We start from the raw sequence: 22,466 nt of genomic DNA on the forward strand, positions 1-22,466 counted from the left end.
CGGCAAACACCGTATGTTCGACATGGATTCTGGGCATTTCCTTATAATAAAAAAAACGATATTTTTTAATATAAAAAAATCACTTTTTTAGATAATGACACAGCGATAGAGAAAGGCCGACGTAGCGATGATGACATTCAAGCAATTGGAAGCGCTCCATTGGATCGTCAAGCTAGGAAGCTTTTCGCAGGCGGCGGCCAAGCTGCACACGACGCAATCGGCCATCTCGAAACGAATTCAGGAATTGGAAGACTATTTCGAGACTGAACTTTTCGATCGCAATCGGCGCACGGCCCGACTGACGGAAAAAGGGGAGGAACTGTTGCTGCAAGCCGAGCGACTGCTTGCACATCGTGATCAGGTGATCGAGGCTTTCAGCCGTTCGGAAGTACTGGAGCGCCGTATCAGTCTGGGTGTTACTGAAATGACGGCGCTTACCTGGCTCCCTCAATTCGTAGATAAAATCCAGCAATTTTATCCCAGAGCCATCGTAGAGTCCGATGTCGATCACAGCGTGAATCTGAGAGACAAATTACTGGCTGATAAAGTTGATCTCGTCATCGTGCCCCACATTTTTCATGAATCCCTGTTTCGCGTCACCCCGCTCAGCAAGGTAGACAATGCATGGATGTGCAAGCCAGGCCTCATCAAACATGGCAGAGCGCCAATCTCGATGCACGAGCTCGCAAAATTCCCGCTGCTGATTCAGGGAAACCGATCCGGGTCGGGTTTACTGCATGGCCGTTGGCTCGACGATCTCGGCATCAAGCCCGTCAATCACATTGACTCCAACAGTTTGATCGCGATGATAGGGCTGACCATTTCCGGGCTGGGGGTCAGCGGCCTGCCGAAACAGTGCATGACCCAACTGATCGAGTCGGGCATGCTGGAAATCATCCACACCCGGCCGGCGCTTCCAGCCATCCCGTTCGTGGCCGTATGCAAGGCCGAAGCGCACAGCGCTCTACTGACCTCCATCACTAATATCGCCAAGGAATGCTGCGATTTTTCAAAGTTGTTTCAAGCAAAGCGCGGCGATACCTCTGGACAGATCACCCGGTCGTCAGTTGCGCGTCATCAGACTGGGTGACCGGGATACGCGGCGTGTGCGCTCCCTACAGGCCGTATACCGTCACTCCGACACGCGGCTCGTATTGCATCGAGAAGCAACCGTAGCGTACGGGTAATCGCCTAGCAGTACAGGCGGAGCAGTTACTGATAACCAGACGAATCATGGATGAAGCACAACTAGGACTTAAAGGCACAGTGATCCTCCTCTGTTTGTGGGTCAACGAACTGGGCTGCAGGCTCGAGCGGTTGCGGGTAAGATAGGCCAGATGGACAAAACCATGTTCTGCCAGAAAAGTCTGCGTACCGCCCTCGCTGGCGGGTTCCTTTCTCTGCTTGCCCTGCCAGCCGCCGCGGCCGAACTCGACGTGCGCGTCGAAGGGCTGGCGGCCGCCGGCGACGTGCACATTTACGTGTTCACCTCGCCCGAGGGCTTCCCGAAGGAAGAAAACGCCGCGGTCCACCGCAGCTACCCGCGGCCGTCCGGGGAGCGGAACGACCTGACGGTGCGGGTCGAGGTACCCGATGCGGCCGAGTACGCGCTGGTGGTCTTCCAGGACAAGGATGGCGACGGCAAGATGAACCGGCTGCTCGGCATGATTCCGCAAGAGCCGTATGGCCTGAGCCGCAACCCCGAGGTGTTCGGGAAGCCCAAGTTTCCCGATGCGGCGATACGCCCCGGCAACCCGCCGGACCGCGCGCCGATCGTGATCAGGCTGCGCGACTGACTCGCGCGCGGGGAAATCTCTCCCCGCTCATCCCCGCCCCGCGCCCGGCGTTCCCGCCGCCGGCACCACCGCCCGGACCCACGCCAGCAGCGCGGCGAGGCTCATCGCGCCGGCGCGTTGCTGCACGACGCGGCCGGCCTGGAAAATCGCCAGCGTCGGGATGCTGCGGATGGCGAAGCGCGCGGCGATGCCGGCCTCCGCCTCGGTATCGAGCTTGGCGACCCGCACCGCCGGCGCCAGGACGCGCGCCGCCTCGGCGATGACCGGCGCCATCATCCGGCACGGACCGCACCACGGCGCCCAGAAATCGACGAGCACCGGGAAATCGGACTTTTCCACGTGCCGGTCGAAATTCGCGCCGGTGAGCTCGATCGGCTCGCCGGGAAAGAGCGGCCGCTTGCAGCGTCCGCACACCGGACCTTCGTCCAAACGCTCCGCCTGCAGGCGATTGACCGCGTCGCAGTGCGGGCAGACCAGTTGAATCACTCGTTCCATGCGCCACCTCTATATATTAGATTATTCTTATATTATAATAACCAAAGCTATTCAACCCAACTCAAGGAGAAGACATGACTTCCAGCTACAAGCAGATCGTCACCGACATCGGCGGCAAACTCAAGGAACTGAACAAGGAGATTCCGGAAACCATGCAAGGTTTCCAGCAGATGGCCAAGGCCACGCACGCCGACGGCGCGCTGTCGGCCAAGACCAAGGAGCTGATCGCCACCGCCATCGGCATCGCCGCCCGCTGCCAGGGCTGCCTCGGTTTCCACGCGCAGGCCTGCGTGCGCATGGGCGTGACGCGCCAGGAGTTCGAGGAGATGGTGCAGGTCGCCATCTACATGGGCGGCGGCCCGTCGGTGATGACTGCGGCGGAAGCCCTGCAGGCCTACGAGGAGTTCGGCGGGGAAAAGGCGGCCTGACCTTCGCCCGCCGAACCCGGTCCCGGCCACGCGGCGAGGGAAAAACTCCCGGCCCGTCCACGGTCCGTTTGATTACACGGCAAAATCCGACGATGATTCATGCGTTGAACGGCCGTTGGACGGACAGAGGAAAGGGAGCGACGTGGAAATTTTGGGCATCGATGTCGGCGGAACGGGGATCAAATCGGCGATCGTCGAGACGGCGACCGGGGAGCTGCTGGACGAGAAGCACCGGATCGCCACGCCGCGCCCGGCCACGCCCAAGGCGGTGGCCAGGGCGCTCGGCGAGGTGCTCCGGCACCATGGCTGGAACGGCCCGGTCGGCATCGGCTTTCCGGCGGCGATCCAGCATGGCGTGGCGCGCACCGCGGCCAACGTCGACAAGTCGTTCATCGGCCTGCCGATCACCGACTATTTCTCCCGCGAAACCGGCCGCCGCGTCTTCATCGCCAACGACGCCGACGTCGCCGGCCTGGCCGAGATGCGCTTCGGCGCCGGCAAGGGCCATGCCGGCGTGGTGCTGATCATCACCATCGGCACCGGGCTCGGCACGGCGCTGTTCAGCGGCGGGCACCTGCTGCCCAACACCGAGCTGGGGCACGTTTTCCTGGAAAACGGGCAGGAGGCCGAACGCTACGCCTCGGAAGCGGTGCGCGTGACCAAGAAGCTCAAATGGAAGGACTGGGGCGAACGCCTGAACCTTTACCTGCGCACGATGGAAGGCCTGCTCTGGCCGGACCTGATCATTCTCGGCGGCGGCGTCAGCGAAAAGCTGAACAAGTTCTCGCCGACGCTCACCACCAAGGCGCCGGTCGTGGCCGCCGGCTTCCTCAATCGGGCGGGGATCGTCGGCGCGGCGCTGTTCGCCGAGGAGTCGCTGCGCAAGGCGGCAGGCGCGTGATACGCCGGCAGTAAATGATGCGTCGAAGGGAATCCGGGGGAATCCGATGAAGATCGCGGTCATGGGCGCCGGCGCGGTGGGCTGCTACTACGGCGGCCTGCTCGCGCGGGCCGGACACGAGGTGCGGCTGATCGGCCGCGCGCGCCACGTGGAGGCGGTCGCGCGCCACGGCCTGCTGCTGGAAACGGCCGGCTCGTCCGGCCGCATCCCGCTCGCCGCGACGACCGGCGCCGACGGCGTGCGGGACGCCGAACTGGTGCTGTGCTGCGTAAAGACGTCCGATACGGCGCCGGCGGCCGCCGCGATGCAGCCGCATCTCGCCGCCGATGCCATCGTCGTCAGCCTGCAGAACGGCGTCGACAACCCGGACCTGCTGCGCGCCGCCCTGCCGCAGGAGATCATCCCGGCTGCCGTCTACGTGGCGACGCAGATGGCCGGCGACGGACACGTGCGGCATCACGGCGGCGGCCGGCTGGTGCTCGGCGACACTCCGCGCGCCGGCCGGGTGGCGGCGCTCTTCGCCGGGGCCGGGATTCCGGTCGAAATCTCCGGCAACATCGACGGCGAGCTGTGGACCAAGCTGATCGTCAACTGCGCGTACAACGCGCTGTCGGCCATCACTGCCCTGCCCTACGCCCGGCTCGCGCAACACGCCGGCGTGGCGCAGGTGCTGCGCGACGTGGTCAACGAATGCCTGGCGGTGGCGGATAAAGCGGGCGTCGTGCCGGCCGGGGACGTGTGGGAAAGCGTCGGGCGCATTCCCCAGGCCATGCCCGGACAGATCTCCTCGACCGCGCAGGATCTGCAGCGGGGCCGCCCCACCGAGATCGATCACCTGAACGGCTGCATCGTGCGCCGGGGCGATGAGCTCGGCGTCGCCGTGCCCGTCAACCGGCTGTTGTACACTCTGGTGAAACTCCTGGAATCGCGATCGTCATGAACCTGCTCGCCCGGCTGAAGCGCCGGCTCGCCGAATTCAACAAGGAAACGCGCCCGCCCTCGCTGACGGCGCTCGAAATCTTCCGCTACATCGGACCCGGCCTGCTGGTCACCGTCGGCTTCATCGATCCGGGCAACTGGGCCGCCAACATTTCCGGCGGCGCGCAGTTCGGCAGCATCCTGCTGTGGGTCATCACGCTGTCCACGCTGATGCTGATCGTGCTGCAGCACAACGCGGCGCACCTGGGCATCGCCACCGGGCTGTGCCTCTCCGAGGCGGCCACGCACCACCTGCCGGCGCGCACCGGCCGCTTCCTGATCGGCTCGGCGGTGCTCGCGGCCATTTCGACGGAAGTCGCCGAACTGCTCGGCGCGGCCATCGCCATCAACATGCTGCTCGGCATCCCGGTCAAGCTGGCGGCGGTGGGCGCCACGCTGTTCGTCGCCTTCTTCCTCTACAGCAACTCGTACAAGCGCATCGAAACGATCATCATCGGCTTCGTCTCGATCATCGGTGTCTCGTTCATCTACGAGCTGCACCTGGTGCCGGTCGACTGGGGCACCATGGTCCGCCACTGGCTGACTCCCACCCTGCCCGACGGATCGATCGTGCTGGTGATGAGCCTGCTCGGCGCCGTGGTCATGCCGCACAACCTGTTCCTGCATTCGGAAATCATCCAGAGCCGGCAATGGAACCTGGAAGACGAACAGGTCATCAAGCGCCAGCTCAAGTACGAATTCCTGGACACGCTCCTGTCCATGGGCATCGGCTGGGCGATCAACAGCGCCATGATCATCGTGGCGGCCTACACCTTCTTCACCGCCAGCGTCGACGTCGTCGACCTCTCGCAGGCGTCGGTGCTGCTGGAACCCATCCTCGGCAAGGGCGCGGCGCTGGTGTTCGCCTTCGCCCTGCTGTGCGCCGGGATCGCCTCGTCGATCACCGCCGGCGTCGCCGGCGGCAGCATCTTCGCCGGCCTGTTCGGCGAACCCTACGACATCAAGGACAAGCACTCGCGGCTCGGCGTCAACCTCGTGCTCGGGTTTTCGCTGGCGATCATTTTCCTGATCGAGGACACGCTGCAGGGACTGGTGCTGTCGCAGGTCGTGCTCTCGCTGCAGCTGCCCTTCACCATCTACCTGCTGGTCCGCCTCACTTCCTCGCGGGAGGTGATGGGCATCCACGTCAATCCGCCGGGCACCCGCTGGCTGCTGATCTTCTTCGGGGCGATCATCACGGCGCTCAACCTGTACCTGCTGTTCGATCTCGCCAGGGGCATGCTGGGCTGACTCCCCGCAACGACGGCGTCAGCCCCGGCCGATGCTCGGCCGCTTCGGATCGTATTTCCAGCCGGGGAAGAGATATTGCATGGACGCGGCGTCGTCGCGCGCGACGGCACCGATCCTGCCGTACAGCGCATTCGCCTCGAAAATCCGCTCCATGTCCGGTTCGATGCCCAGGCCGGGCCTGTCCGGCACCCGCACGTGCCCGTCGACGATGCGCAACGGTTCCCGGGTCAGGCGCTCCCGGCCTTCCTGCCAGATCCAGTGCGTGTCGATCGCCGTGATCTCGCCGGGCGCCGCCGCCGCCACGTGCGTGAACATCGCCAGCGAAACATCGAAGTGATTGTTGGAATGCGATCCCCAGGTCAGGCCGAATTCATCGCACATCTGGGCGACGCGCACGGACCCCTGCATGGTCCAGAAGTGCGGGTCGGCCAGCGGGATGTCCACGGCGTCCAGCTTCAGCGAGTGGCTGAGCTGGCGCCAGTCGGTGGCGACCATGTTGGTCGCCGTCGGGATGCCGGTGGCGCGTTTGAATTCGGCCATGATCTCGCGGCCCGAATAACCGTCCTCCGGTCCGCACGGGTCTTCGGCGTAGGCCATGACGGAACCCCGCCCCTGGCACGCCGCGACGGCTTCGGCCAGCGACCAGGCGCCGTTCGGGTCGAGCGTGACGCGCGCCCGCGGAAAACGTCGCTTGATCGCGGCGATGGCCTCCACCTCATCTTCCGCGCGCATCACGCCGCCCTTGAGCTTGAAATCGGCGAATCCGTACGCCTCCGCCGAAGCCTCCGCCAGGCGTACGAGCGCTTCGGGCGTCAACGCCTCTTCGTGGCGCAGGCGATGCCATCCGCTCTTCGCCTGCGGTTCGGCGGGATAAGGCAGATCGGTCCGGGTACGGTCGCCGATGTAGAACAGGTAGCCCAGCATGCGCACCGCGTCGCGCTGCCTGCCGGCCCCGAGAAGCTCGCACACCGGCACGCCGAGATGCTGGCCGAGCAGGTCGAGCAGGGCCGCTTCCACGGCAGTGATCACGTTGTCCATCCGCAGGTTGATCTCATGCGGCTGCGCCAGGACCCGCGCCTCCGCAGCGGACGTCACTTCATGCACGGTCGCCTGGCGGGCCGTCCGCCCGCCCGCGAAGGAGTGCCGGATGCCGTTGAGGATGGCGTGATACGAGCCGATGCGCCGGCCGACCACCAGTTCGTGGGAACGCTCCAGCGCCTGCCGGATGCCCTCGCCGCCCGGCACCTCGCCGATGCCGATGCGGCCGGCGCCGTCCTTGAGCATGACCAGGTTGCGGGTGAAGAACGGCCCGTGCGCGCCGCACAGGTTGAGCAGCATGCTGTCCCGCCCGGCGACGGGAATCACCTGCATGTCGACGACGGGCGGCGTCCCGCCCGCCGTGCTCCGGCTTGAATCGTTGTCGTTCATCGTTCGGTTCCGGTAAGTAGTCCATCGGGCCGCGCGCCCGCCCGTCGAGCGGCAGGCGCCGGCAGAATAAAAAGCCGCGCCGGGAGCGAGAGGATGAGCTCCCGGAGCAGATGAAAGCGTTTTGCGTGCCGCTTTTCAGGCGCGGGGCCGCGTCATTCCGCCGAGGCGCCCGACTTCTTGATCAGGGCGGTCCAGCGCGGGATTTCCCGCTGCATCAGGGCTGTCAGCTCCTCGGGGGAACTGGCCACGATCTCCATGCTGATGCCCTTTTCCAGCCGGTCCTTCGCGTCCTGCGACTTCAAGCCCTTGGTGATTTCGGCATGCAGCCGGCTGCGGATGTCCTGCGGAATCCCGCGCGGCGCATACACCGCCTGCCACGACACCATCTCGAAGTCCTTGACGCCCGCCTCCATCATCGTCGGCGTGTCCGGCACCAGCGGGGAGCGCTTGGCGGAGGTCACGGCGAGCAATTTCAGCTTGCCCGCCTTGACCAGCCCCAGTCCGGCGGTCAACTGGTCGAACATGAACGCCACCTGCCCGCCGGCCACGTCCTGGAAGGCCTGCGGGCTGCCCTTGTAGGCCACGTGCGTCAGGGGCACGCCGATGATGTCGGCCAGCAGCTCTCCCGCCAGATGCGTCGACGTTCCCGAGCCGGACGAGGCGAAGGTGCGCGCGTCCGGGTCCTTCTTGAGCAGGGCGATCAGGTCGGCCACCGAATTGACCGGCAGCTGCGCATTCACGTACAGCGCATTGGGGATGAAGCCGACCAGCGTGATCGGATCGAAGTCCTTGACCGGATCGTAAGGCAGATTCTTGTACAGGCCGGCGTTGATCGCGTGAGTGCTGATCGTTCCGCCCATCAGCGTGTACCCGTCCGCCTTGGCCTTGGCGGCGGCGGTGGCGCCGACGGCGCCGGCCGCGCCGGGCCGGTTCTCGACGACCACCGGCTGGCCGACGGCCGCGGACAGATGCTGCGCGACCGTGCGCCCCACCACGTCGGTCGTCCCGCCCGCCGTGAACGGCACGATGTAGGTGATCGGCTTCGACGGCCAGGACTGCGCCAGCGCGGCAAGGGAGGTACCCGCCAGCAAAGCGGCGGCCATGAGGGGAAGCGTGCATCGGTTCATCGCGATCTCCTTGGAATCGGGTTGAAGAACACTGGCTGCTGAAAAAACGGTTCGCCGCACCGGATCAGTCGTCCTCGACGAAGACTTCCTCGCGCTTCCTGCGCAAGGCGGGCAGCAGGATCGTCGCCATGGCCAGCGCCGCGATCGCCAGCATCGCCGCGCTGATGGGCCGGCTGACCAGGACCATCGGGCTGCCCTTGGAGAGCAGCAAGGCGCGGCGCAGGTATTCCTCCATCATCGGCCCCAGGATGAAGCCGAGCAGCATCGGCGCCGGCTCGCATTCGAGCTTGCGGAAGACGTATCCCGCCAGCCCGAAGGCGGCCATGAAATACACGTCGAAGGTGGTGTTGGCCAGGCTGAACACGCCGATCGCGCAAAACACCATGATCGTCGGGAACAGCAGGTGGTAAGGCACCGAGACCATCTTCACCCAGAGGCCGATGAGCGGCAGATTGAGCACGACGAGCATCAGGTTGCCGATCCACATCGACGCCACCAGCCCCCAGAACAGCGCCGGCTGTTCGGTCATCACCGAGGGGCCGGGCTGGATGCCCTGGATGATCATGGCGCCGATCATCAGCGCCATCACCGGATTGGACGGGATGCCGAGCGTGAGCATGGGGATGAACGATGCCTGGGCGCCGGCGTTGTTGGCCGCTTCCGGCGCCGCCACGCCTTCGATCGCGCCCTTGCCGAAATTGGCGGCGTTCTTCGAAACTTTCTTCTCCAGCGCATAGGCCGCGAACGACGAGAGCATGGCCCCGCCGCCGGGCAGGATGCCCAGGATCGACCCGAGCAGGGTGCCGCGCACGACCGGCGCGGCGATCGCCTTGTACTCCTCCCTATTCAGCATCAGCCCGGTGACCTTGGTGACCATCAGGCTGCGCTCACTTTCGTTCTCCAGGTTGCAGATGATCTCGCCCAGGCCGAACACCCCCATGGCCACCACCACGAAGTTGATGCCGTCGAGCAATTCCGGAACGCCGAAGGTATAGCGCGCCACGTTGGAATTCACGTCGGTGCCGACGATGCCGAGCAGCAGGCCGAAGACGATCATGCCCAGGGCGTGCAGCAGCGAACCCCGCGCCAGCACGACCGACGCCACGAGTCCGAGGACCATCAGCGAGAAATACTCCGCCGGGCCGAAGCGCAGCGCAATTTCAGCGAGAGGCGGCGAAAACAGCGCGATCAGCACGGTGGTCACCGTCCCCGCGAAGAACGACGCCAGCGCCGCGGCGGCCAGCGCCTTGCCCGCCCGCCCTTGCCGCGCCATCTCGTGGCCGTCCAACGCCGTCACCACGGACGACGACTCGCCGGGCAGATTGATCAGGATCGCTGTCGTCGAACCGCCGTACTGGGCCCCGTAGAAGATTCCGGCCAGCATGATCAGCGCCGATACCGGCGGCAGGCCGAAGGTGATCGGCAGCAGCATGGCGATCGTCGCCACCGGTCCGAGGCCGGGCAGCACCCCGATCGCCGTCCCCATCACCACGCCGCAGAGGCAGTACAAGAGATTGACGGAGCTGGCGGCCGTCTGCAATCCCATCCAGAGATTGCCGAAAAGGTTCATGTCCATGGGCTCTCCTTTTCAGCCGCCGAACCACGAACCGATGAGCGGCATCGGCAACGACAAACCCTTGACGAACACCGCCACGCAGAAAGCGATCAGGGCTGCCGCGGCCAGCATGGCGCGCCACTCGAAACGGAAGCGGACGCTGGCCGAAGCGCCGCCCAGGATGAGCGCGGCCAATGCCGCGATGAAGCCGGCCCGCTCCAGCAGGAAGGCGAACGCCACCGTCGAACCCGCGACGATCAGCGCCGGCTTCCAGGCGAACCGGCCCAGCGGCGCTCCCGTCCGGGTCACGCCGCGCAGCAGCGCGATCAGGCCGAAGACCATCAGCAGGACCGACAGCACGGTCGGAAAATAACCGGCGCCCATGCGGCTGGCGGAACCGAAGGAATAATCGCGCGCGATCCAGAACGCCAATGCCCCGAATCCGCAATACAGAACGCCCGTCCAGAAGTTTCTCGGGCTCTTGATCAAGCACGCCACCCCGCCCTCCTTCGCCGCCGATCCGGCGCCATTTGCCGCAGCCGGTCGGCCGGGCTATCGGCAAGGGCGGGTCGCGCCTGCCCGGCCATTTTTTCGAAAGGGAACCGCTTTGTACGGAGGATCGAAACGATATAGCATCCACCGTACCCTGCTTCTTTTGTAGAATAGTAAAGCACTAATATATTAGTGTGTCGAACAGACCTTGGGAATCAACATTCATGGCCTCACCGACGGATTTTCGAGCCCCCGACTCTGCCGCCGCACCGGCGCTCGACCGCTCCAGACACGCCGCGCCGCAGGTTCTCGACTACCTGCGCGAACAGATCATTGCGCTGGCGCTGCCGCCCGGCAGCGTCCTTTCACGCCCCGAGATCGCCGCGAATTTCGGCCTGAGCCAGACGCCGGTGCGCGACGCCCTGATCCGGCTGGCCGAGGAAGGACTCGTCGACGTTTTCGCCCAGCACAAGACCGTCGTCAGCCGGATCGACCTCCGGGCCGCCAAGCAAGCGCATTTCCTGCGGCGGTCGCTGGAACTGGAAATCGCCCGCACGCTGGCGAAGACGCCGGACCGGGAACTCGTCGGCGCATTGCGCTCGGTGATCGTCCGGCAGGAGCAGTCGCTGGCCGCCGGCGACTATGAAGGCCTGATCGACAACGATCGCGAGTTCCACCGCCGGATGTACGAAGCGGCCGGCGTGCCGGACCTTTACGCGGTCGTCCGCCGGCACAGCGGGCACATCGACCGGCTCCGGCGCCTGCACGTGCCTTTCCCCGGCAAGGGCCCGTCCGTCATCGAGGAGCACCGACGCATCCTGGAAGCGATCGCCGTCGGAGACCAGGAAGAAGCCGCGCGCAGCGTCGAGAAACACCTCAGCGGCACGCTGTCCTGGATCGACGGCGTACACGCGCAATTCCCGGAATACGTGATCAACGATTCAGCGGACTGAGGGCACGGCGCCGGCAAGGTTCGCGGCGATTTACGCACGACGGGATCGGCCCCATGCGTGCGGCATGGCTCGGCCGCGCCAGGCGCGGTCCGGGAATCGCCTCAGCTGGAAAAATCGGTTTTTTCTTCCTGAGGCTCTTCGCTGACCTCGCACTGCGCCCTGATTTTCTCGATCAGGTCCGCGACTTCCTCGTAAGGCCGCTTGCCGAGCGCCTGGAGCAGCGAAAAGACGTCACTGTCAGTCAGTTCGAGCGTCAGCTGTTTCATGGAGTCACCTCTTCAGCGTTTCGGACCGGCCGGCGCCGGACGGCGCCGGCATTCAATGTCAGACCCTGTGTCTGAGTATTGGCGACGGCCGGGAGGAAAGCAAGCCGCGCCCGCTCCGTCAGGGCGCGGGCACGCCGCCGCCCGCTGCCGCCGCTTTCTTGCCGAGCAGGCAATAGGCCAGCGCCTTTTCCTCGTCCTCGGACAGCACTTCGCGGTCCGCGGCATAGTGCAGGCGGAACGCCAGCCGCGACGCCTCCGGCGCGATGGGCGAATACCCCAGCGCGGCCAGGGCCAGCGGCAGGTCGAAGCCCTCCGGCGCGGGCGGCAGGGGCGCCTCGCACCACAGGCCGAAACCGTGCTCGGCCAGCCGCCGCCAGGGGAACCACGCGCTCGGGTCGACCTTGCGGCCAGGCGCGACGTCGGCATGGCCGACGACGTTGGCGCCGGGGATGTTGTGCCGCTGCAGAACGTCGGCCAGCAGCAGGAGCAAGGCGTCGATCTGCGCGTCGGCGAAGGGTTCGAAGCCGTCGTTGTCGAGCTCGATGCCGATCGAGCTCGAATTGATGTCGGTGTTCCCACCCCACCAGGACACGCCGGCGTGCCAGGCGCGATCCTTTTCCTCGACCATCTGCACGATCTCGCCGTCGCGCCCGATGAGGTAGTGCGCGCTCACCTTGCGCGCGGGGTTGGTCAGCGTGGCCAGCGCCTCGTCCAGCGTGCCGTCGCTGGTGTGGTGCAGCACTACGAGATTGGGACGGCGGGCGTCGAAATTCGGCGACATTTCCCGGCGGATGGCCGTGCCCGCGAGCGAGCGCGGCGGCGGCGAGGTGCAAGCGGCCAGCGCCGCGGCCAGCAGGACGGCCCAGAGCAGGCGCGGCAGGAGGGAAAAGCGCAGGCGGTCGTTCATGCTCCGGCCGTCACTCGCTGTCGTACTTCATCAGCCGTTTTTCGATGATGCGCTGCGCCACAGCCTCCGGCACGTCGTTTTCCCAGGCGCCCCGGCCGCGGCGCAGGCCGGCGAGGACCTCGCCGGCGTCGATGTGCATGTGGCGGTCATCGAGCGGGATCAGCGGCAGCATTTTGCTGTTTTCCTTGAGGTGGGCGAGCAGATGCCGCAGGTTGGCCGGGACCTGCACGTTGTCCAGGGTGATCTGCGCCGACGGGTCCGTGCCGCGCGGACGCGAGGGATAGACATAGACGTAGGTGTTGTCCGGGAACAGCTTGCCGAAGGCTTCCAGGATGCCGCCCTCCAGGCCCTCGTAATATTTTTCGTCGAACAGGTACTGGAAGTCGCGCACCGAGAGCACGATGCCGATCGGTTTCTGGGTGTAGCGCCGGAAGTAGGCGCGCAGCCGGAAGTAGCGCAGATAGTCGGAAATCATCACCGTATAGCCCTGCGAGGCCAGCAGGTCGACGCGGGCCAGGAAGTCGGCGCCGTCGACGTTGTCCTCGTGGATCAGCGAATTCATGGTGACTTCGGCCAGCGAGACGACCTGCGCGTCGTCGACGGCCGCCAGTTGGCTGAACTGCTTGAGGCCGGCGGCCATCATATCCACGTTGACGTGGGTGACCGGCTTGAAATGCCCGCGCATCACCATCACCGGCTTGCGGTAGAAGAGCTCGCCCGGCACCACGACTTCGCCCTCCGGGTTGAACACCACCGCCCGCGTCAGCCAGCTGCGGATCAGGTGCAGGTTCATCAGGCGGTTCTCCACCTCCTCGAAATAGGGGCCGGAGAAATGGATGAGATCGACCTCGATGCGCTCGGGACTCAGCCCGTCGGCCAGGCAGGCCACCACCCATTCGGGCTTCTGGTGGTAAAAAAACGCGCCGTGGATCAGGTTGACGCCGAGGATGCCAAGCGCCTCGCATTGCTGGGCGTTCTCGTTGTCGAGCATGCGCACGTGCAGGATCACGTCGCTCGGCTCCGCGCCCGGATGCAGCTGCAGGCGGATGCCGATCCAGCCGTGGCACTCGTTCTGCTGCTTGAAGCTGCGCGCGGTCACCGTGGCGGCATAGGCGAAGAAGGTGGTGTTTTTCGGCCGCACGTCGCTCAGCCGGTCGACCACCTTGGAAAATTCCTTGTCCAGCATCTGCAGCAGGCGGGCGCGGCTGACGTAGCGGTCGACCTGCCCGTAGATGTCGTCGCTGATCGCCATGTCGTAGGCGGACATGGTCTTGGCGATGGTCCCCGCCGCGGCGCCGACCTGGAAGAAGCGGCGGGCGACTTCCTGGCCCGCGCCGATCTCGACGATCGTGCCGAACTTGTATTTGTCGAGGTTGAAGGCCAGCGCCTTCTGGTCGGTGGTCAGGCTGGTGTCGCGTTCACGCATGAGTGCTCCGTCGGCGGGTCGCTTTTTTCAGGGGAACGGCGGGCCGGACAAAGGTCCCGGCCCGCCGGATTCTCACCCCGAAGTATACGGCACGCCGCCCCGGCGACGGCCCCAACCGACCGCCGGCAACGGTCAGCCGACCAGATCGTCCTTGATGAATGCGCGGACGATGCTCTCGAAGTCCTGGTCGCCCTTGAAGCCGAGCATGTGCGCACGGCTCATGTCCCAGCGCGTGGGCCAGGTGTGGATGATGCGCTGGATGGCCGGATCCGGCTCCCAGCGGATCAGCCGCGTGGCGGGCTCGCCGGCGATCCGGCCGAGCACGTCCACCATGTCGCGCACGGTGACGGTCACGCCCGGCAGGTTCAGCACCTGCCGCTGCCCGAACGCCTCGGCGCCCAGGTTGTGCCCGTGGATCAGGCATTCGATGGCCTGGCGCGGGGACATCAGCCACAGCTTCATGTCCGGCGTCACCGGGCAGACCGTCTTCGCGTTGTTCAGCGGCTCGCGGATGATGCTGCTGGTGAAGGACGACGCCGCCTTGTTCGGCTTGCCCGGCCGGATGGCGATCGTCGGCAGGCGCAGGGCGCGGCCGTCGATGAAGCCCTTGCGGCTGTAGTCCGAGAGCAGCAACTCGATCACCGCCTTCTGCACGCCGAAGGAGGTTTTCGGCGTCAGCACGGTGTCGTCCTGCACCACTTCCGGCAGCGCGCCGCCGTAGACGGCGAGCGAGCTGGCGAAGATCACCTTCGGGCAGTGCCCGACTTTCCTGCACGTTTCGAACAGCCGCCGCGAGGCGTCGATATTGACCGACAGGCCGAGGTCGAAATCGTCCTCGGCCTGGCTGCTGACCACGGCGGCCAGATGGAATACGGAGGTCGTTTCGACGTCGATGACTTTGGCCAGCGCCTCGGGATCGTTCACGTCGCCGGTCACCACGTTGATCCGCGGATCGTTGAAGCCGAGCGCCGGGACCATGTCGAACAGGGTGATCCGCTCGATCTTTTCCTCGCGCAATTCGGCGTTCTTGAGCGTTCCCCGCTGCAGCAGCTTGGCCGCCAGACGCCGGCCGAGAAACCCGGCGCCCCCCGTAATCAGAACCTTCATCACATCTCGTATGTTCTCTCTGCGGCACGAACCTAGCTAGTTCGCGCTGTGAGCAGAGGGTTAGTTTGGATCAAACATATCAGTGGTTTTACCACGATAGGGAGACAAAACCCCCTGTTCTTTCCGATTCGCCACGCTGAACGGTATCCAAGGGCTCGACCCTGTACGAACGAGGCAAAGGCGGATTTATTGAACTGTATTAGGGGATGTTTATGAAAACACTGCTTGTAACGATAAGTAAAGGTGGCGTGGGCAAAACAATGTGCACGTGTCAGTTAGCCCGTCACGCACGATCACTCGGCCTCCGCGTCCTGGTAATCGACTTCGACGATCAAGTGAACGCAAGCAACGCCCTTGAACGCAAGTATACCGAAAACGACGTCGTTGCGACACGCCTTGGTCAGACGGCCACAGAATTGCTGTTGCGTTACAGCGAAACCGACCTCGGATCGATCCCGGAATTCGCCCTGGTCGCCGGCGACGGCGCGCTGGTACGCGAGTTCGTTGAATTCGCCCGCACGACCGATCCGGGACAAGTCCATTCCCGGATGTACATGGCGCAAGCCAACTTCGCCGCATTCCTGGGGGATATCGCTCCGCACTTCGATCTGTGCATCATTGATAGCCCTCCAGCGGCCGACATCCGTATATCTGTTTCGCTCATGGAGGGTGATGCTGTCCTCAGCCCGATCCAACTCAGCCAGGAATGTATCGAAGGCATCGCGGAGACCCTTTCCGGCCAGCGCGGCATCCTGCGTATCAAAGCGTCGACCAACCCCGAGCTCCAGTTCCTGGGCTTCCTGCCCAACATGGTCGAATCGACCCCCAAGCAACGCGAGGCCCTGCGCGAGATCGCGGACAACGTGGGCGAATTCCTGCTGCGCAATGAAAACGAGGAACTCGTGTTTCTGCCTCGGCGTGCTGCCTTTGCGGACGCCCAGGAGAAGGGTACGGCGCTCGCCAACCTGGCGAAGACCAACACGGCGGCCCGGGAAGCTTGGGCGATCACCAAACCGATCTTCACCCTGATCCTGGAACGGCTTGGGCTGACGCCCAAGCTCCGGCAGTTGGACGCATCGCGCAAGATTCAGAAAATCGAATCCCAGGCCCTGGGCGTGAATCCTGACGACGTCCTTGGTGCCACCGCCGACGAGGGTGCAGGCAACGAATCTGTGGCCAGCCGGAGCTAAGCCATGGCCACTCCCGGGCAAACTGAAAAGCCGCCCAAGCGCACCCCCCGGTTCGATTTCTCGTCGCTTTCAGATCCGACGTCCGTGCAGACGGCCCGCAAATGGGCGGCCGAAGTCGGGCAGCGGGCGATCGTCGAGTTGTCGCTCGCTGTCGTCATCGAAGACCCGGATAATCCCCGCACCTGGTTCGACGAGGAAGTGCTTCAGGCACTGGCAAAGGGCATCAAGGCCCGCGGCGTCATGCAACCGATCCTTGTTCGCGAACGAGGACCGGATGGGATGCACATCATCATCCACGGGGCACGGCGCTATCGCGCATCGAAGATCGCCGGCAAAACCACCATCCCGGCCATCATCATTCCGGACGCCGAACTGCACATTTACGACGACTACAGCCAGGTCATCGAGAACGTTCAGCGCGAAAACCTCAACGCCGAGGACATCTACGCCTTCATCATCAAACGTCTGGCGAAAGGTGACAAAAAGGGCGACATCGCCGAAAAGCTCGGCATTCCACCAAGAACCGTCTCGGCCTACCTGTCATTCAAGGATCTGCCTGAGAACATCCTCGACCTGTTCCGCGCGGGGAAGATCGCAGGGATCGAACCTCTGTATGACCTGGTACGTCTTCGGGCGAAGGCGCCTGAACTGGCGGACCAGCTGGTCGCCGACGCCGAGCAGACCAACCTGGGCGAAATCACGCTGGCCATGATCAGGCGTGCCCTCAAGGGAGCGGAACAACCGCAGGCCACCGGGCCGCAGTCAGGCGCATCTCAACTTCAATTGGTTCATTCCTCGTCGCCGGCGGCGAGCAGTGGCGGATTACAGGTCGGAGAGGCCCTGTCGTCCGAAGCTGCAACTGCAGGTGGTGAAGAGGAGCCGTCCGGGGAGGCCGTATCCACGGTCGCCAGCCCGCTCACGCTTGAGCAAACCCAGGATGTGCAACACATCCGTTCATCCAAAGGAGATCAAAACGCTGAAGAACCCACAAAACCCCAACCCACCGCAGGGCTTGTGCCATTCCACAACCCGGATGCGCACAAAGCGTCGGGTAGTGGTGATGGCCGCAAACCCGATCCGGATTACATCAGGAAGCCGCTCCTGCTGGGCGAGATCGACGGCGAGCCGGTAAAAGTCCTGCTGACGCGTCGGCCGACGTCGCCCGGCCTGGTGCATATCAGCCGGGAAGACACGGGCATCGAAGAGGAAGTGGCGCTGGACCGGATCAAGCTGACGCTGCTGTCCGACATGAAGGTACAGGAGACGGCATGATGGATACAGCGCGTATGCAGCTGGATTGGAAAGACGCCGCCATCGAGACGCCGCCCGACGAGTCGTTGCTCTTGGTCATCGAGGACCGCAACAGTAAAGGCCGTGCCGGCGATATGGTCGCCGGTTTTTTTGCCGAGGGCGAGTATGTCATCGGGACCACGATGGCCGGAGATCCACTGCCGGCCGACCAGATTGTTCGATTCTGGGCGATCCCGGTGTGGCCTCAAGGCTATGACGATGCCGGCATCTGGCACGAGCCGGGCGAAGAAGCTACAGGTATTGCGACCTGTATCGGATGCGGATGCAACGATCTGCATGCCTGCTGGGACGACGCGGCAGGCAATCCTTGCAGCTGGCTGGTCGTCAACCGAGCTTCCGAGCGTGGTGTGTGCTCCTGCTGCGCTGACCACCTGGAGCGATGGCATCAAGGCGACCAGGAGGTTGCGGTCCCCGTCCATCGGGCCGCCATCCAGGAGCGAGGGGTCGATCGATGAACTTCGATGTCTTCGCTGCGCTCGCCCAGCCCGGTTTTTCCGTCACCGTGCACAACGTCCGGCTGATCGACGTGCGGCCTGCCGAGGACGGCCACGAGTTGCTGGTTGTCGAGCACGCCGGTGGCACACGCGAGCTGATCGGTGGTGGATTGTGGAATGAAGAATTCAGCCGCCGCAACGTCGGCCGATTCGGTTATATCGTGCCGGCTCAGCCCTTCGGCCTTGAGTTGCCAGTCGGTGCGTGCTGCTTCCGCGATTACCTCGATCAGAGCCTGCGTCGCGTGCCCGAGCTGGACAGCGATTACCAGGAAGCCAGTGGTGCCGGACGCGTCCTGGAGGTCATCGGCTGGCGTTGCGATGCGCAGCCTTACGGCTTTCGTGCGCCGGCTGGCATCATCCCGGGCGAGGGTGGACGCTTCGTGCCCGACGACACCATTCCGGTCACGCTGCGCGTGCCACCCGAGTTCGTGCGCGAGTGCCGGCGCGTGCAGATGACTCCGGAGGAACTGCTGCGCAGCTTCGTGGGCGACCTGGCCGGCATTCAGAACTTCGCCGTCTGTCCGCGCGCCGATGGCTACGGCAACAACGGTAGCGACGAACGCGACTACGCCGAGGCCTGGCTGCATCGCGCGCACGGCATGAACGCCGTCAACCTGGACGAGATCGAGGCGCGCGAGCTGGAGGCCGGGGAAAAGCAGTTCGAGCGTGAGGATTTCGCCGACCTGCTGGATGACTTCGAGGGCTACGGCGGCAACGTCGATGATCTGTTTGCGGCCGTTCAGGCGCTGGTTGACAAGCAAGGCGAGATTAGCAAGCGGAACGGGGAAACCGCATGATGACTCCCGGCATCCTCGCCTTGATCCAACTGTGTGCGCCGATGGTCCACCCGACCACCATGGCAAAGGTCGTCACCGTCGAATCCTCGGGAAATCCCTACGCCATCGGCGTCGTCGGCGGACGCCTCGCCCGGCAGCCCCGGAATCTGGCGGAGGCCCTGGCCACGGTGGAGGCGCTGCAGGCCGCAGGCTGGAATTTCAGCGTCGGCCATGCCCAGATCAACAAGGTCAACTTTCGCAAGTACGGATTGAATCCCGAAACCGCGTTTGACCCCTGCACCAACCTCCGCGTCGGCGGCCTGATCCTCCAGTCGTGCTACGTGTCCAGCCTGTCGTCGGCCCCGGCACGGAACGACAGCCAGTTTCACCTGACTCGGGCGCTCTCCTGTTACTACTCGGGTCGGCTGGACTCCCGCGACGGCTGGCACTACGCCGGCAGTGTGTTTTCCGCAGGGAGCGGAAACAGATGAACGACCATGAAATGAAAACCCTCATCGTCGCTGAAAAATCCTCTGTCGCCAAAGACATCGCCAAGGCCCTGGGCGGCTTCACGGGCCAGGGCGATTACCTCGAACGCGAGGATATCCTCGTCACGTCCGCCCGCGGCCACCTGGCCGGCCTGCAGGTCTCCGAGGCCGCCGCCGGCGCGACCCTGCCGATCATCCCCGCCGAGTTCGGGGTGGCCCCCATCGACGACGACTGCGCCAAGCGGATCCGCATGATCGCCGGCCTGGCCAAGAAGAAGGACGTCACGCGCATCGTCAACGCCTGTGACGCCGGCCGCGAGGGAGAATTGATCTTCTGGTACGTCTTCCAGTGCATCGACGTCGCCAAACCCTTTTTCCGCATGTGGATGCAGTCCATGACGGACGGCGCCATCCGGCAGGCGTTCGCCCAAATGGCGCCGGCCGCGGACAAGGCGGGCCTCCTGGCCGCCGCGCGATCGCGCGCCGAGGCCGACTGGCTCGTCGGCATCAACGGCAGCCGCGCCTTTACCCAACTGTTACGGATGGCCACTGGTCAACGGATCAACGTCACCGTCGGACGCGTGCAAACGCCTACGCTCTCGCTCATCGTCCACCGCGAGCTGCAGATCCGTCACTTCAAACCGCGGGACTACTATGAAGTCCACGCGACCTTCCACGTGCGGGCCGGCCAGTACGTCGGCCGCTGGGTGCGCCAGCAGCCCAGCGGGGACGATGACAGCAAGCACCGCATGTCTGACCTGGTCAGCGCCCAGGCCATCGTCGCGACCTGCAGGAACGCCGGCGGAGACATCCGTGTCCGGGAAGAATCCAAGCCGACCAGCAGGTCTCCCGGCAAGCTGTTCGACCTGACCAGCCTGCAGCGCGAGGCCAACACCCGGTTCGGATTCACTGCCAAGCAGACGCTCGACCTGGCGCAGAGCCTGTACGAGAAGCACAAGGCCACCTCGTACCCGCGTACCGACTCCAGCTTCCTGCCCGACGACTACCCGGGCAAGGTGCGCGACATCCTGGGCGATCTGTCCAATCAGGACGTCTACTCGCCATTGGCCACGGCGGTCCTCAGCAATGACTGGGTGGCCGCCAACGGCAAGACCTTCGACAGCAGCAAGGTGTCCGACCACTTCGCCATCATCCCAACGGGCCAGGCGCCGCGGGATTTGGCCGAGGCGGAACAGCAGATCTACGACCTTGTGGTCCGGCGCTTCATCGCCGTCTTCTATCCGGCCGCACGGTATCTGCAGACGATCCGGACGACCCTCGTCGGATCGGAGACCTTCCTGTCCACCGGCAAGGTCCTGAAACCCCCGGGCTGGCTCGCCGTGTACGGCCGGGCCGCCGACGAGGATGACGCGGATCCGGAGCTCTGTCCCCTGGACGCCGGCGAGACGGTGGGGCTCTCTGACATCGAGGCCAAGGCCAAGCAGACCACGTCGCCCAAGCGCTTCACCGAGGCCACCCTGCTGACGGCCATGGAGCACGCCTCCGCCGACATCGAGGATGACGACGACGCGCGCCAGGCCATGGCCGAGAAGGGCCTCGGTACGCCGGCTACCCGGGCCGCGACGATCGAAGGGCTCGTCGAGAAGGGCTACGCCAGCCGCGAGGGCAAGCAATTCGTCCCGACCGAACGGGGTCTCCAGCTCGTGCAGCAGCTGGAGCGCCTGCAACTCGGGCTGCTGACCTCGGCCAAGCTGACGGGTGAGTGGGAACACAAACTCGGTCTGGTCAACAAGGGCCGGGAATCCCGTGCGACCTTCATGGCGGAAATCGCCGATTTCACGCGCGGCATTGTGACTCGCCTTGAGGAGGAGCGGAGCCAACTGAAGCCGCGCCCGTCGGCGCAGTCGTGTCCGGATTGCGGGTTTCCGATGCTCCTGGGTCAGAGCAAGTTCAAGGCCGGTGCTCGTTACTGGGAATGTTCGAATTACCCGACCTGCAGGACGAAATGCGACGACGTCAACGGCAAGCCTGGGCGGAAAAAGGAAGCGCCTCCGGTGAGTACCGAACACCTCTGCCCGGACTGTGGCAAAAGCCTGATTTTCCGGCGCGGCGTGGGCAAAAAGGGGCCATGGAAGATGTGGACCTGCAGCGGCTATCCCGAGTGCACGGCCAAGTTCGACGACGCCGGCGGCAAGCCGATTCTGTAGAGGAAAGCATGCCAAGACCGATCCAGTTCGGGAAATGTTCGTAGCGAAAGCCACGGCGCCGTGTTTGGCTGCCGTGGGTTGTAGCACCGGCTTCAGGACCTTGGAGGAGATAAGGCCTTGGAGATAGCACGGCGGTTGTTGGAGCAGCCGTCATGCCAAACGGTGGTGAGGAAAGGTGTCGCGTTTGTTGGAGCAAGCGCGATACCGGACCGCACGAGGACACGGCGACTGTTGGAGCGGCCGCCATGCTCAGTGAGGAAGGAAGGAGGGAGGGTATAGCGCATTCGGTAGGGGCGGCACTACGGCTGTTGGAGCAGCCGTAGTGCCTAACCAAATACGCGCTGCGGCTTGCGGAGATAGGCCACAGAAGTCACGGCGACGGGTAATTGGCTGCGATGGATTGTAGCACCAGCGTCAATCCTGGGAGATAGGACAGGGCCTTGGGGAGGCACGGCGACTGTTGGAGCGGCCGCTACGCCAAACGCGAGGAACGGTGTCGCGGTTGTTGGAGCGACCGCGATACCCGACCTTTTGTGAAGTAAAGGGGAGCGCAAAGTAAAGGACCCGAACCGCTGGTCAATTGATTACGCATATCCCATATTCTTTCAACACAACCGTAACAGAAGGAGATAGAGATGGAACAACAGCACTCCCAGAAAACGCCAGCACTGCGCCGGCAAGCACTCTTCACGCTTGGCCTCGCGTTCATCAGCCAGTCGGTCCTGGCTACGCCCGGCCAGAGCCAGCTGTCCACCGTTCAAGGATGGCTCCAAGTGCTCGGCGGAACCATCATAACCATCGCTGTGATGTACGTGAGCCTCAAGATGGCGTTTCAGAAAACTCCGTTCCATGAGCTTTCTCACGTTCTCGCCGGCGGCGTCTTGTTCGGATGTGCGTCGTTGGTTGGGTCCATGCTGATCTCTGGCTGA

The 22,466-nt window shown here is 64.4% G+C and carries 23 protein-coding genes; 14 read left to right on the plus strand and 9 right to left on the minus strand.

What is annotated here, in order from left to right; translation table 11 throughout:
• Window positions 1-127 precede the first annotated feature (127 nt).
• Both QM701_RS05515 and QM701_RS05520 read left to right on the plus strand, forming a co-directional pair.
• On the plus strand, window positions 128-1,090 hold the full coding sequence (locus QM701_RS05515; RefSeq protein ID WP_415166087.1) for a LysR family transcriptional regulator: 963 nt from the start codon (window positions 128-130) through the stop codon (window positions 1,088-1,090).
• Window positions 1,091-1,349: 259 nt separating this feature from the next.
• Complete coding sequence (locus tag QM701_RS05520; RefSeq protein ID WP_415166088.1) at window positions 1,350-1,796, plus strand: DUF2141 domain-containing protein; 447 nt, start codon at window positions 1,350-1,352, stop codon at window positions 1,794-1,796.
• A gap of 27 nt (window positions 1,797-1,823) precedes the next feature.
• Here QM701_RS05520 and trxC read toward each other — a convergent pair whose 3' ends face one another.
• Window positions 1,824-2,291 (minus strand): thioredoxin TrxC, encoded by a 468-nt coding sequence (trxC, locus tag QM701_RS05525; protein WP_415166089.1) that lies wholly within the window; start codon window positions 2,289-2,291, stop codon window positions 1,824-1,826.
• A 74-nt stretch (window positions 2,292-2,365) separates the two neighbouring features.
• Here trxC and QM701_RS05530 point away from each other — a divergent pair, with 74 nt between their 5' ends.
• The 4 genes from QM701_RS05530 to QM701_RS05545 all read left to right on the plus strand — a co-directional run bounded on the left by QM701_RS05530 (window position 2,366) and on the right by QM701_RS05545 (window position 5,849).
• Entirely contained in the window at window positions 2,366-2,719 is a 354-nt protein-coding gene (locus QM701_RS05530; RefSeq protein ID WP_415166090.1) for a carboxymuconolactone decarboxylase family protein, read from the plus strand.
• Window positions 2,720-2,861: 142 nt separating this feature from the next.
• Window positions 2,862-3,620 carry a polyphosphate--glucose phosphotransferase gene (ppgK, locus tag QM701_RS05535; protein WP_415166091.1) on the plus strand — a complete coding sequence of 253 codons (759 nt, stop codon included), beginning with the start codon at window positions 2,862-2,864 and terminating at the stop codon, window positions 3,618-3,620.
• Between the two features lie 46 nt (window positions 3,621-3,666).
• Window positions 3,667-4,560, plus strand: a complete 894-nt coding sequence (locus QM701_RS05540; RefSeq protein ID WP_415166092.1) for a ketopantoate reductase family protein — start codon at window positions 3,667-3,669, stop codon at window positions 4,558-4,560.
• The gene (locus QM701_RS05545; RefSeq protein WP_415166093.1) at window positions 4,557-5,849 is read left to right on the plus strand and encodes an Nramp family divalent metal transporter; all 1,293 of its coding nucleotides are present in this window, start codon (window positions 4,557-4,559) and stop codon (window positions 5,847-5,849) included. Before QM701_RS05540 ends, QM701_RS05545 begins: the two co-directional genes overlap by 4 nt.
• An 18-nt stretch (window positions 5,850-5,867) precedes the next feature.
• Here QM701_RS05545 and QM701_RS05550 read toward each other — a convergent pair whose 3' ends face one another.
• The 4 genes from QM701_RS05550 to QM701_RS05565 form a co-directional block, all read right to left on the minus strand.
• Window positions 5,868-7,277, minus strand: coding sequence for an enolase C-terminal domain-like protein (locus QM701_RS05550; RefSeq protein ID WP_415166094.1), 1,410 nt, complete (start codon window positions 7,275-7,277; stop codon window positions 5,868-5,870).
• Between the two features lie 152 nt (window positions 7,278-7,429).
• Window positions 7,430-8,404: a Bug family tripartite tricarboxylate transporter substrate binding protein gene (locus QM701_RS05555; RefSeq protein WP_415166095.1), complete on the minus strand. Its 975-nt coding sequence runs from the start codon at window positions 8,402-8,404 to the stop codon at window positions 7,430-7,432.
• 64 nt (window positions 8,405-8,468) lie between these two features.
• Window positions 8,469-9,980 carry a tripartite tricarboxylate transporter permease gene (locus QM701_RS05560; RefSeq protein WP_415166096.1) on the minus strand — a complete coding sequence of 504 codons (1,512 nt, stop codon included), beginning with the start codon at window positions 9,978-9,980 and terminating at the stop codon, window positions 8,469-8,471.
• 12 nt (window positions 9,981-9,992) lie between these two features.
• Window positions 9,993-10,457: a tripartite tricarboxylate transporter TctB family protein gene (locus QM701_RS05565; RefSeq protein WP_415166097.1), complete on the minus strand. Its 465-nt coding sequence runs from the start codon at window positions 10,455-10,457 to the stop codon at window positions 9,993-9,995.
• A 218-nt stretch (window positions 10,458-10,675) separates the two neighbouring features.
• On the opposite strand from QM701_RS05565, the gene QM701_RS05570 reads away from it, so the two are divergent.
• Complete coding sequence (locus QM701_RS05570; RefSeq protein ID WP_415166098.1) at window positions 10,676-11,404, plus strand: GntR family transcriptional regulator; 729 nt, start codon at window positions 10,676-10,678, stop codon at window positions 11,402-11,404.
• 101 nt (window positions 11,405-11,505) lie between these two features.
• On the opposite strand, the gene QM701_RS05575 is transcribed toward QM701_RS05570, so the two are convergent.
• From QM701_RS05575 to denD, 4 genes are all read right to left on the minus strand, one after another.
• Window positions 11,506-11,670, minus strand: coding sequence for a hypothetical protein (locus QM701_RS05575; RefSeq protein ID WP_415166099.1), 165 nt, complete (start codon window positions 11,668-11,670; stop codon window positions 11,506-11,508).
• A 118-nt stretch (window positions 11,671-11,788) separates the two neighbouring features.
• Window positions 11,789-12,577, minus strand: a complete 789-nt coding sequence (locus tag QM701_RS05580) for an N-acetylmuramoyl-L-alanine amidase (RefSeq protein WP_415166100.1) — start codon at window positions 12,575-12,577, stop codon at window positions 11,789-11,791.
• A 10-nt stretch (window positions 12,578-12,587) separates the two neighbouring features.
• Complete coding sequence (locus QM701_RS05585; protein WP_415166101.1) at window positions 12,588-14,003, minus strand: TonB-dependent receptor; 1,416 nt, start codon at window positions 14,001-14,003, stop codon at window positions 12,588-12,590.
• Between the two features lie 132 nt (window positions 14,004-14,135).
• A complete protein-coding gene (gene denD, locus QM701_RS05590) occupies window positions 14,136-15,110 on the minus strand; it encodes a D-erythronate dehydrogenase (RefSeq protein ID WP_415166102.1) in 975 nt (324 codons plus the stop codon).
• A gap of 212 nt (window positions 15,111-15,322) precedes the next feature.
• On the opposite strand from denD, the gene QM701_RS05595 reads away from it, so the two are divergent.
• From QM701_RS05595 to QM701_RS05625, 7 genes are all read left to right on the plus strand, one after another.
• Window positions 15,323-16,300: a ParA family protein gene (locus tag QM701_RS05595; protein ID WP_415166103.1), complete on the plus strand. Its 978-nt coding sequence runs from the start codon at window positions 15,323-15,325 to the stop codon at window positions 16,298-16,300.
• A gap of 3 nt (window positions 16,301-16,303) precedes the next feature.
• Window positions 16,304-17,572: a ParB/RepB/Spo0J family partition protein gene (locus QM701_RS05600; RefSeq protein WP_415166104.1), complete on the plus strand. Its 1,269-nt coding sequence runs from the start codon at window positions 16,304-16,306 to the stop codon at window positions 17,570-17,572.
• Window positions 17,569-18,066 (plus strand): hypothetical protein, encoded by a 498-nt coding sequence (locus tag QM701_RS05605; RefSeq protein WP_415166105.1) that lies wholly within the window; start codon window positions 17,569-17,571, stop codon window positions 18,064-18,066. The genes QM701_RS05600 and QM701_RS05605 overlap by 4 nt, the downstream gene beginning before the upstream one ends.
• Complete coding sequence (locus QM701_RS05610; protein ID WP_415166106.1) at window positions 18,063-18,902, plus strand: hypothetical protein; 840 nt, start codon at window positions 18,063-18,065, stop codon at window positions 18,900-18,902. Before QM701_RS05605 ends, QM701_RS05610 begins: the two co-directional genes overlap by 4 nt.
• Window positions 18,899-19,372 carry a lytic transglycosylase domain-containing protein gene (locus QM701_RS05615; RefSeq protein ID WP_415166107.1) on the plus strand — a complete coding sequence of 158 codons (474 nt, stop codon included), beginning with the start codon at window positions 18,899-18,901 and terminating at the stop codon, window positions 19,370-19,372. Before QM701_RS05610 ends, QM701_RS05615 begins: the two co-directional genes overlap by 4 nt.
• 11 nt (window positions 19,373-19,383) lie before the next feature.
• Window positions 19,384-21,537, plus strand: a complete 2,154-nt coding sequence (locus QM701_RS05620; RefSeq protein WP_415166108.1) for a DNA topoisomerase — start codon at window positions 19,384-19,386, stop codon at window positions 21,535-21,537.
• Window positions 21,538-22,172: 635 nt separating this feature from the next.
• Window positions 22,173-22,466 (plus strand): TrbC/VirB2 family protein, encoded by a 294-nt coding sequence (locus QM701_RS05625; RefSeq protein ID WP_415166109.1) that lies wholly within the window; start codon window positions 22,173-22,175, stop codon window positions 22,464-22,466.

The organism is Propionivibrio sp., from assembly GCF_047602565.1.
Lineage (GTDB): Bacteria > Pseudomonadota > Gammaproteobacteria > Burkholderiales > Rhodocyclaceae > Propionivibrio.

What these genes read in the sequence shown, in the direction of transcription:
- QM701_RS05515 (WP_415166087.1), top strand. Translation starts at nt 128, where the DNA reads ATGATGACATTCAAGCAATTGGAAGCGCTCCATTGGATCGTCAAGCTA.
- QM701_RS05520 (WP_415166088.1), top strand. Translation starts at nt 1,350, where the DNA reads ATGTTCTGCCAGAAAAGTCTGCGTACCGCCCTCGCTGGCGGGTTCCTT.
- trxC (WP_415166089.1), bottom strand. Translation starts at nt 2,291, where the DNA reads ATGGAACGAGTGATTCAACTGGTCTGCCCGCACTGCGACGCGGTCAAT.
- QM701_RS05530 (WP_415166090.1), top strand. Translation starts at nt 2,366, where the DNA reads ATGACTTCCAGCTACAAGCAGATCGTCACCGACATCGGCGGCAAACTC.
- QM701_RS05540 (WP_415166092.1), top strand. Translation starts at nt 3,667, where the DNA reads ATGAAGATCGCGGTCATGGGCGCCGGCGCGGTGGGCTGCTACTACGGC.
- QM701_RS05545 (WP_415166093.1), top strand. Translation starts at nt 4,557, where the DNA reads ATGAACCTGCTCGCCCGGCTGAAGCGCCGGCTCGCCGAATTCAACAAG.
- QM701_RS05550 (WP_415166094.1), bottom strand. Translation starts at nt 7,277, where the DNA reads ATGAACGACAACGATTCAAGCCGGAGCACGGCGGGCGGGACGCCGCCC.
- QM701_RS05555 (WP_415166095.1), bottom strand. Translation starts at nt 8,404, where the DNA reads ATGAACCGATGCACGCTTCCCCTCATGGCCGCCGCTTTGCTGGCGGGT.
- QM701_RS05560 (WP_415166096.1), bottom strand. Translation starts at nt 9,980, where the DNA reads ATGGACATGAACCTTTTCGGCAATCTCTGGATGGGATTGCAGACGGCC.
- QM701_RS05570 (WP_415166098.1), top strand. Translation starts at nt 10,676, where the DNA reads ATGGCCTCACCGACGGATTTTCGAGCCCCCGACTCTGCCGCCGCACCG.
- QM701_RS05575 (WP_415166099.1), bottom strand. Translation starts at nt 11,670, where the DNA reads ATGAAACAGCTGACGCTCGAACTGACTGACAGTGACGTCTTTTCGCTG.
- QM701_RS05580 (WP_415166100.1), bottom strand. Translation starts at nt 12,577, where the DNA reads ATGAACGACCGCCTGCGCTTTTCCCTCCTGCCGCGCCTGCTCTGGGCC.
- QM701_RS05585 (WP_415166101.1), bottom strand. Translation starts at nt 14,003, where the DNA reads ATGCGTGAACGCGACACCAGCCTGACCACCGACCAGAAGGCGCTGGCC.
- denD (WP_415166102.1), bottom strand. Translation starts at nt 15,110, where the DNA reads ATGAAGGTTCTGATTACGGGGGGCGCCGGGTTTCTCGGCCGGCGTCTG.
- QM701_RS05595 (WP_415166103.1), top strand. Translation starts at nt 15,323, where the DNA reads ATGAAAACACTGCTTGTAACGATAAGTAAAGGTGGCGTGGGCAAAACA.
- QM701_RS05600 (WP_415166104.1), top strand. Translation starts at nt 16,304, where the DNA reads ATGGCCACTCCCGGGCAAACTGAAAAGCCGCCCAAGCGCACCCCCCGG.
- QM701_RS05605 (WP_415166105.1), top strand. Translation starts at nt 17,569, where the DNA reads ATGATGGATACAGCGCGTATGCAGCTGGATTGGAAAGACGCCGCCATC.
- QM701_RS05610 (WP_415166106.1), top strand. Translation starts at nt 18,063, where the DNA reads ATGAACTTCGATGTCTTCGCTGCGCTCGCCCAGCCCGGTTTTTCCGTC.
- QM701_RS05615 (WP_415166107.1), top strand. Translation starts at nt 18,899, where the DNA reads ATGATGACTCCCGGCATCCTCGCCTTGATCCAACTGTGTGCGCCGATG.
- QM701_RS05620 (WP_415166108.1), top strand. Translation starts at nt 19,384, where the DNA reads ATGAAAACCCTCATCGTCGCTGAAAAATCCTCTGTCGCCAAAGACATC.
- QM701_RS05625 (WP_415166109.1), top strand. Translation starts at nt 22,173, where the DNA reads ATGGAACAACAGCACTCCCAGAAAACGCCAGCACTGCGCCGGCAAGCA.